Source organism: Archangium sp. (genome assembly GCF_036389735.1).
Classification (GTDB): domain Bacteria; phylum Myxococcota; class Myxococcia; order Myxococcales; family Myxococcaceae; genus Archangium.
Window position 1 is genome coordinate 1 of the sequence record NZ_DASVWK010000360.1, and the last position, 8,557, is coordinate 8,557.

5 protein-coding genes are annotated in these 8,557 nt (G+C 71.9%); 2 read left to right on the forward strand and 3 right to left on the reverse strand.

The features are described from left to right. A partial coding sequence (locus tag VF794_RS12560; RefSeq protein ID WP_331110044.1) for a PD-(D/E)XK nuclease family protein occupies nucleotides 1-2,916 on the reverse strand: 2,916 nt, incomplete at its 3' end. A 40-nt stretch (nucleotides 2,917-2,956) separates the two neighbouring features. Between VF794_RS12560 and VF794_RS12565 the strand changes: the two genes are divergently transcribed. Beyond that, on the forward strand, nucleotides 2,957-3,871 hold the full coding sequence (locus VF794_RS12565) for a phosphatase PAP2 family protein (RefSeq protein ID WP_331110046.1): 915 nt from the start codon (nucleotides 2,957-2,959) through the stop codon (nucleotides 3,869-3,871). A gap of 35 nt (nucleotides 3,872-3,906) precedes the next feature. Here VF794_RS12565 and VF794_RS12570 read toward each other — a convergent pair whose 3' ends face one another. Continuing rightward, entirely contained in the window at nucleotides 3,907-4,818 is a 912-nt protein-coding gene (locus VF794_RS12570) for a metallophosphoesterase family protein (protein WP_331110048.1), read from the reverse strand. A 368-nt stretch (nucleotides 4,819-5,186) separates the two neighbouring features. On the opposite strand from VF794_RS12570, the gene VF794_RS12575 reads away from it, so the two are divergent. Then, entirely contained in the window at nucleotides 5,187-8,345 is a 3,159-nt protein-coding gene (locus VF794_RS12575; protein ID WP_331110050.1) for a fibrinogen-like YCDxxxxGGGW domain-containing protein, read from the forward strand. On the opposite strand, the gene VF794_RS12580 is transcribed toward VF794_RS12575, so the two are convergent. Next, a partial coding sequence (locus VF794_RS12580) for a helix-turn-helix domain-containing protein (protein ID WP_331110052.1) occupies nucleotides 8,342-8,557 on the reverse strand: 216 nt, incomplete at its 5' end. The two genes, VF794_RS12575 and VF794_RS12580, sit on opposite strands and share 4 nt — an antisense overlap.

Below are 8,557 nucleotides of genomic sequence, written 5' to 3' on the forward strand. Positions count from 1 at the left end.
GAGCTGGAAGTCCGAGTCCAACAGCTTCTTCTTCAGCTCCGACCTGGAGAGCTTGCCGGACTTGTAGTCGATGACGCCCACCTCGCCGCCGCCCATGTCCAGCCGGTCGATGGTGCCCTCGAAGTGGATGACGTCCTCGCCCACCTGGAGCGTCACCTCGTTCCAGCCCTCCGCCGGGTTCTTCGGCCCGAAGCGCAGCTCGAAGCCCTCCGGGGCGAAGCGCTCGAAGGGCAGGCCCCGCCGCTCATCCATGAGGATGCGGCGCACCATGTTCTTCGCCCGCTCACGCGCCAGCCGCCAGAGCGCCGGGTGGCCCACGTAGTGGCGCTGCTCGAAGTGCGCCCGCACCTCGTCGAGCACCGAGTCCAGCAACGGCTCCGGCAGCTCGTTGAAGCCCAGGCCCAGCAGCTTGCGCTCCTTGAGCCGCTTGAAGAACTCCTCCAGCACGCGGTGCCAGAAGATGCCCTGCCCCCGGCGGTCGAAGTCCTCCCCCGGCTGCTCGGGCTCGGGCACCTTCAACCCGTAGGACATGAAGCCCTGGAAGCCGCAGTTGCCGAAGCGCGCGAGCGCCGACGCGGACAGCGGGCGGTTGGCGTCGAAACGGAAGGCCTCGCGGATGGCCTCACCCAGGCCGGGGTCGTCCACCGCGCCGGTGTAGCGGCCGGCGCGCTTGCTCGCATCGCCGAAGAAGTGCAGCCGCTCAATCTCCACCTGCACCATTTCCCGCGCCGAGGCGAGCCACGGCGCGTCGCCGAAGCGGCGCTTGAGGAGGTTGCGGGCCGGGTCCGGCGCGGAGACCCGCAGCCGCTCGGGCGCGAGCGACTCCAGCACCACCCGCTGGCGCAGCTCCGCCTCGGTGAGCACCTCGTCGAGCGGCGCGATGGGCGGCAGCGAGCGCGCCTCCCACGCCATCCCCGTCAGCCGCCGCACCTCCTCCAGGAAGGCGGACGGCGCCTGCTCCTGCCCGCCCGTGCCTTCCACGGAGAAGGACAGGCTCACCGTCCGCGTGGCGGTGGCCAGGACGCTGGCGAACAGCAGCCGATCCTCGGTGAGACGCCACGACGCCCGATCCTCGAACTCGCCACCGGTGCGGCGGAAGACGTCCCGGCCCAGGTGCTTGTTGAGGGCGTGGCGCTCGGCGTCGCCCAGCAGCGGGTTGGGCTCCTCGCGGCCCGGGAAGCGGCCCTCGGCCATGCCCCCGAGGAAGACGTGGCCGAAGGTGCGTCCCTCCAGCTCGCGCACGTCCAACACCTCCACGGCACCCGTCATGGGCCCGCGCGCGGGCAGGTGCACGTCACGCATCACGTCCTGCAACCAGCGGCCGAAGGTGCGGCGTCGCAGCAGGGGACCTCCGCCCACCGCCGCGAGCGTCCGCTCCAGGTCGCGCACCCGCGTCGCGAGCGCCGCCCGAGCGGCATCGTCCCGGGCCCGGGCCTCCAGCATGCGCGCGCCCAGCCCCTCGTCCGAGGACGGCTCCAGCGCCCCCTCCGAGTCCATCAGCCCCAACCGCCGCACGGCCTTCCACCACGCGGCGAGCAACTCCGAGGCACGCCCCTGCTCCGGAATGAGGCGGCAGGACTCCATCAGAAGGAGGCACCGCTGGCGCAGCACCCGGGCCTCGTGGGCGCGCCGCTGCTCCTTCAGGCGCACCTGCTCCGGCAGCGGCTCCAGCCGCCTGGCCAGGGCCTCCAGGCGCAGGTCATACGCCCCCTTGCCGCGCATCGCGCCCAGCCGGTCATCCCGGACGGCCGCGAGCGTGAGGAGCGTCGCCGGAGCCTCGGGCGCGCCCCGGGAGAGCGCGGGCGCGTAGCGGCTGGAGACGAGCTCCGCCACCCGGTCGGCGGGGAAGCCATCCTCCACCAGCAGGGGCAGGTCCAACGCCAGACGCACCGGGCCGGCCAGCGCGAGCGGCTCGCCCCAGGGCTCGCGCACGGGCACGCCCAGCTCGGTGAGCGCTTCGGCCACCCAACGGGACTCGGGCCCGAGGTCCCGCCAGCCCACCGCGATGCTCCCGGGCGCCACCCCTTCCGACACCAGCCGGCGCACGTCCCGGGCGATGAGGCGGGCCTCGTCCCGCGCCGAGCCCACGCTCCACATCCGCAGGCCCTCCACCGCGCCCTGGAGCACGTCCTTGGGGGCCCGGGGCGAGAAGAGGTGCCGGCCGAGCTCCACCATGGGGCGCGACTCGAAGGTGACGTCCGCCTTGAAGAGGTCCACGTGGGACAGGGTCTCGCCGCGGTTCTCGAAGGCGCGGAAGAGGGCCGCCAGGGCCGCGTCCGCCACCGGGGAACCCCCCACCGGCGTCTCCACGCGCAGGGTCACCCGGCGCGCGTCGCACGTGGCCGCCAGGGCCAGCAACAGCTCCAACCCCGAGGGCCGGACATCATAGATGCCGTGCAGCACGACGGTGCCCACGTCGTCCCAGGCCGCGGGCCAGGCGTTGCGCTCCAGGGCCTCGCGCGCCCCGCGCACCACGGCCTCGCGGTCCGCGAGGCCCAGCTCGGCCATCTTCTGCTCGTAGGCGTGGAACAGGAGGGCGAGCGTCCGGGCACGGTTGCGCCGCTCGAGAGGGAGCACCTCCAGCGCATCCTGAAGCTCGCGCGGGGAGAGCCGGCCCGCCTCGAGGTCCAGCAGCACGTCCAGCGCGGCGCGGGCGAAGGCGGGCTCATGGACGAAGTCGCCGTAGGGGGTGGGACCCAGACCCTGGGCGAGCGAGGCCACCACGGTCCGGGCGGCGAGGGGCGGACACGGGCGCCGGCCCAGCTCGCGCGCTCCCCCCAGGGCCTCCAGGAAGCCCTCCCAGGTGAGGAAGGACGCACCCCGGACGAGGCCGGCCGGACTTCGGACGGCACGTAGGGCCGCCTGACGGCGACCGTTGTCGGGGAAGACCTGGAGGGTTCGACGCGCGTCGGACATACGGGGCACGGGATTCTAGAACGGGGCGGGAGGGGCTTTTATGCTCGATGCCATGCCCTCCGCTCTTTGTCTTCTAGCACTCGCCTCCCTGGTCGCCTCCTCCCCGGCCTTCGCCGAGGCCCTCCCGACCGCCCAGCAGGCCTCCGACAACCCCACCGTCCATGCGCTCGAGTTCAATTGGGGGCGGGACGCCGCCATCACTGGCGTGGGCGGGTTGCTCTGGATTGGCAGCGAGGCCCTCCTCAAGGAGCAGCTCGCCCCCAAGAGCTGCCGCTGGTGTGATCGCTCGGCCGACGGCACGGACACCCTCAATGGGGTGGACCGGTGGGGCCGGGGCCTCGCGGCGGGAACGGCCGAGGGCCGCGATCGCTGGGACATGTGGAGCAACGTCTCGGACTTCGCCGTGCTGCCGGTGGGCGTGCTCGGGACGCAGTACCTGCTGGGCCGGGCCAGCGGGGCGCCGGTGCGCTACTTCGCGGAGGACGCCACCATCATCCTGGAGTCCTTCGTGGTGAGCCAGTTGGTGAACCAGGTGGTGAAGCTCTCGGTGGGCCGCGAGCGCCCCTTCGTCCACGTGCTGTCCGAGGACCAGAAGGGCCTCACCAGGCACCCCACCGACAACAACCTGTCCTTCTACAGCGGGCACACGGCCATGGCCTTCTCGCTGGTGACGGCGGCGGGCACGGTGTCCGAGCTGCGCGGGTACAAGCACAGCTGGCTCATCTGGGCCGTGGGCCTGCCGGCGGCGGCCTCGGTGGGGCTGATGCGCATGGGCGCGGACAAGCACTACCTCACCGACGTGGTGACGGGCGCGGTGGCGGGCTCCCTCTTCGGCGTGGGCGTGCCCCTGCTGCTCCACGGGCGCCAGGCGTCGGCCCAGCCCCAGCGGGCCACGGACGTGACCATGAGCGTGTCGGGCAACCTCGGCGGGGTGATGCTCTCCGGCCGCTTCTGAGCCCGGCACCGCCGCTCCGTTGTAGTCGACTACAATCAGTAGCCCGTGCCCACGGGCTCGGGCCCCGAGGGCGCCGGCAGCACGCCGAGGCCCCACGGCTCTCCGGCCCGCCACGACACCGCGCCGGAGATGCCCCACCCGGCACACACCACCTCGCGGCCTCGGAGCTCCATCCAGAATACCGACTGCTCGGGCCGCGCCGCCTCGTCCAGACAGGCCACGCGCGTCATGTGCCGCCCACCGTGGCCGCCCAGCGTCACCGCGAAGGCCCGGTGCGAGTGCCCGCACAGCACCCACTTCGGGTGCAGCGTCTCCACCAACCGCCGGGTGATGGGGTTGCCAATCCAATACGACGGCAGCGGTCGGCCTCCCGGAGGCAGGACGCCCTGCTCCTGGGCCCGCTGCGGCAGGCCCCTCGGCCACTCGTGCACCAGCAGCACGTCCATGTCCCGCAGCGCCGCCACCTGCTCCACCTCGGAGGCGCGGAAGTAGCCGGCCTGCTTCGCCGTGTCGAGCGAGCGGGGCCGCTTCAGGGGTTGCTCGTAGAAGCGGGGGGCGTGAATGCCCGACAGGTACCCCACCCTCAGCCCGTGCAGCTCCTTCAGCCCCGCGCGCCCCAGGTAGTGCACGTTGGGCGCGAGCTGAAGGCCCTCCGGCGTGTCGTGCAGCGCCTCGAAGTCCTCGTTGTTGCCGGCGATGAAGTACAGCGGACGCTTCATCGTCCGCACGCCGTCCGCGTACTCGGCGAACTCGGCGGGCATGAGGCGCTTGGCCGCCTTGCGCCGGTGGTCATCCGCGAGCCGGAAGGCCTCCACGTCCCCCACCGCCAGCACCAGGTCCACCTCACGACCACGCGCCTCGGCCAGGGCATCCAGCCACGTGTCCACGCGGCGGAAGCGACCATGGATGTCTCCCACACTGGCGACCAGGAGCGACTCAGGAGCCATCGTACCCACCAACCTGCCCCGACCCGCGCGCCCTGTCGAGGGGGATCTCCCCCCGCTGTGTCCAAAATGGAAAAGGGCCGCCCCCTCGACAGGGGCGGACGACTCACTCGGGAAGTCGCTCCGAAGTGGAGCATGTAGAAGGTCACGGTCGCCCGCCGGCACCGGGGGTCGTTCAGAATCTGCCCTGGGGCAGTTCAAATCCTGAACCGCGCGGGGAGCCCGTGATTCCGGGGACTTGAGCGGTGTGGCCGCCGGGGAGCGGGGGCTCACACATTCAGGAACTGAACTCACCGGCTCGCCCCCACTCGAGGAGGTCCTGTCATTTCAGGGGCTTGGGTGCTGGCCCGGGCGTTGCTTCCGTGCGCCGCGTGAGCCATCCGACGCTGCCCCGCTCCCTGGGGGCCACCGCCCTCCTCCTGCTACTCGTGCACCTGTCCACCGGATGCACCCCCCAGGAAGGCGGCCCCCCACCGCCCGAGTCCGCCAGCGCCTCCTTCTCCATCCGCGCCAGGGACATGGAGGGGCTCTCCCGCTCCGGCGTCACCGCCCTGGCCCTCTCCCATGCGGAGGTCTCGCGCATCGTCATCGACGTGAAGGAGCGGGACTCCGGCAACGTCCTGTTCGTCAACTTCAACCTGGCGCGGTCGGACGGGGTGTGGTCGGGCACCATTCCCTTCCTGCCCAGGGGAAGGGCCCTCACCTTCAGCGCCCGGGCCTTCGGGGATTCCACCGCGCCGCTCTTCTCGGGAGACACGGACCAGATCCTCTCCCGCGATGGAGAGACCATCCCCATCACCCTGGTCCCCGCCAACAACGGCCAGAGCATCGTGCTGCCGCGCATCCAGAGGATTACCCTTCCGACCGCGCTCGAGGCGGGCCAGGTCAGCAACGTGGGCTTCCTGGTGGAGGCCACCCCGAAAGAGACGCTCACCTACGAGCTCTCCGCGCCCCCTGGGGGAGGCGCTTTCTCCCCGTCGAGCGGCCCCCTCACGCTGGCGACCGCGGTGGGCACGTTCGTCATCCAGTACCTGCCGCCCCAGGTGACGCAGGAGACGGACTTCGAGCACTCGGTGAAGGTGACGAACGCCGTGGGGCACTCGGTGGTCAGCACCTTCAAGATGAAGGTGAAGCCGCCCGGAAAGACGGACGGGGTGGCGGACACCGTGCTGAAGGCGCTGTTCAACCCGGTCATCAACAGCCTGTCGGCCCACCGGGTGGCGGGCACCAGCGACGTCCTCTTCGAGGCGGGCATCACCGACGACAGCCCGCCCGAGGCGTGGACGTACGCGTGGAGCTTCTCCCCGAGCGACGGCACCTCGCCCGAGCCGCGCCCCGGCTTCACGAGCAACACCAACCCCTCCACCCTCCAGCACTACAGCGCCTCGGTGCGGGGCAAGGTGACGCTGGAGGTGACGGCCCAGGGCGGTACCACCACCATCCACTACGTGCTCCAGCCCGACCAGTTCCCCGACAACCCCATGGCGGACAGCGGCCTGCTGTCGCTGCGAGCCGGCGAGGGGCACACCTGCGTGCTGCTCGGCGGCGGCGCGGTGCGCTGCTGGGGCCGCAACACCTGGGGCCAGCTCGGCCTGGGCCACGCCTCCCACGTGGGTGACGACGAGTCGCCCGACACCGCCAGCAACCTCTCCCTGGGCGAACCGGTGGAGCAACTGGCCGTCGGGGGCCACCACACCTGCGCCCTGCTCGAGTCCGGCATGGTGCGCTGCTGGGGGCGCAACCACGCCGGCCAGCTGGGCTACGGGCACACCCGAAACGTGGGCGATGACGAGGCCGCCACCAGCGAGGGCTACGTCAACCTGGGAGGGCCCGCCACCCGGCTGGTGGCCGGGTCCGCGCACACCTGCGCCCTGATGAAGACGGGCGCGGTGCGCTGCTGGGGCCTCAATGCCCAGGGCCAGCTGGGCTCCGTGCACACCCGAAACGTGGGCGATGACGAGTTGCCGAGCAGCACGGGCACCGTCAACGTGGGCGGCACCGTCCGGGAGCTCGCCGCGGGGGCCTGGCACACCTGCGCCCTGCTGGGGACGGGCGCGGTGCGCTGCTGGGGCCTCAATGCCCAGGGCCAGCTGGGCTACGGGCACACCCGCGACGTGGGCGATGACGAGTCCCCGGCCAGCGCGGGCGACATCTCCCTGGGCGGCTCCGCCGTGCAACTGGCCACCTCCAGCACCAGCCAGCACACCTGCGCCCGGCTGGGGACGGGCACCGTGCGCTGCTGGGGCCTCAACGCCTGGGGCCAGCTGGGCTACGGGCACACCCGAAACGTGGGCGATGATGAGTCCCCGGCCCTCGCTGGCGTGAGCGTGGAGGGCACGGTGCTCCAGGTGGCCACCGGCGCCGGGCACACCTGCGCGCTGCTGAGTCCCGGGGGCCTCAAGTGCTGGGGCCGCAATGAGTCCGGCCAGCTCGGCCAGGGCCATGACACCTCGCTGTCCTCGCCGCCCTCGGCCACCGTGGCGCTCGGCGCCACCGCCTTCCAATTGGCCGCGGGCGCCTGGCACACCTGCGCCCTGGTGTACCCGGGAGAGACGCGCTGCTGGGGCCGCAACACCTGGGGCCAGCTCGGCCTGGGGCACACCTCCAACCTCGGCGACAACGAGTCCCCCACCGGCCCCCTCAACACCACCCCGCTCGCGCCCCGCGTGGTGGAGACCTTCCAGTCCGCGCTCACCGTCGATGGCGGTAGCTCCCTCACCGTGAGGGTGCGGGCGATGGACCCTCAAGGCAGCGGCCTGTCCTTTTCCTGGAAGGCCAACCTCGGCACGCACTCCACTCCCACCACGATGGAGGAGACGGGCGAGGTGGTCTGGACGGTGCCCGCTGCTTCTTGCGGTACGGGGACAACCCCCACCCTCACCGCCACGGTGGTCAACGCGCTCGGCAAGAGCACCTCCACGACGTTCACCGTCTCCATCAATGATGTCTGCCCCAACTGCGCGAGCCTGCTGCGAGCCCGTCCGGCTTCTCCCAGTGGCGTGTACAGGATCGACCCGGATGGCGCGGGGACGGGAGCGCCTTTCGATGCCTATTGCGACATGACGCAGGACGGCGGGGGGTGGACGCTGCTGGGCCGGGGAGAATGGGCGGCGAGAGAGTCCAGCAGCCTGCCTCCCGGCACCCATGCCCTCCTGCCGACCACCCTTCGCGCCAGTGTGCTGAGCACGACGGGGTGGCTGTTCCGGCTGGGGTCGGGCACCTCCCGGCTCTTCATCTCCGACCCGTCGGCAGTCCTCGTGGTGGGCGGCAGCGGCGTCTGGAGGACCACGGCCTCCTCGCTGCGCTGCACCACCAGCTACGCGAGGGTGCTCGCCAACACCCTGGCCACCACCTCCATCAAGCAGGTGAGCTGCGACCCTCAGGTTGTCGGGACGCACACGTGCGGCTACCACGGGGGCTGGGTCCTCACCATGTTCTACGACACCTACAACTTCAATGGCGCCCACCCCTGCGCCTTCAGCGTGGGCCACCCCCCCGGCAACACCCTGCTGGACCTCTGGGTGCGCTAGACGGCGTACAGGTGCCGGCTGGCCTTGCGCGAGGACGGCTCGTCGAGCGCGGACGGCTCCATTCCCCCGAGCCCGTAGCGCCGCATCTTGCTGTAGAACGTCCCCTTGGCCACCCCCAGCGCCTTGGCCGCCTGGGCGACGTTGCCGGCGCAGTGGCGCAGGGCGTGCTCGAAGGCGCGGCGCTCCACCTCCTCCAGCGGCAGCACCGGCTC

Bases quoted from the DNA above. Each gene is read 5' to 3' on its own strand.
- VF794_RS12565 (WP_331110046.1), top strand. From the start codon at position 2,957: ATGCTCGATGCCATGCCCTCCGCTCTTTGTCTTCTAGCACTCGCCTCC.
- VF794_RS12570 (WP_331110048.1), bottom strand. From the start codon at position 4,818: ATGGCTCCTGAGTCGCTCCTGGTCGCCAGTGTGGGAGACATCCATGGT.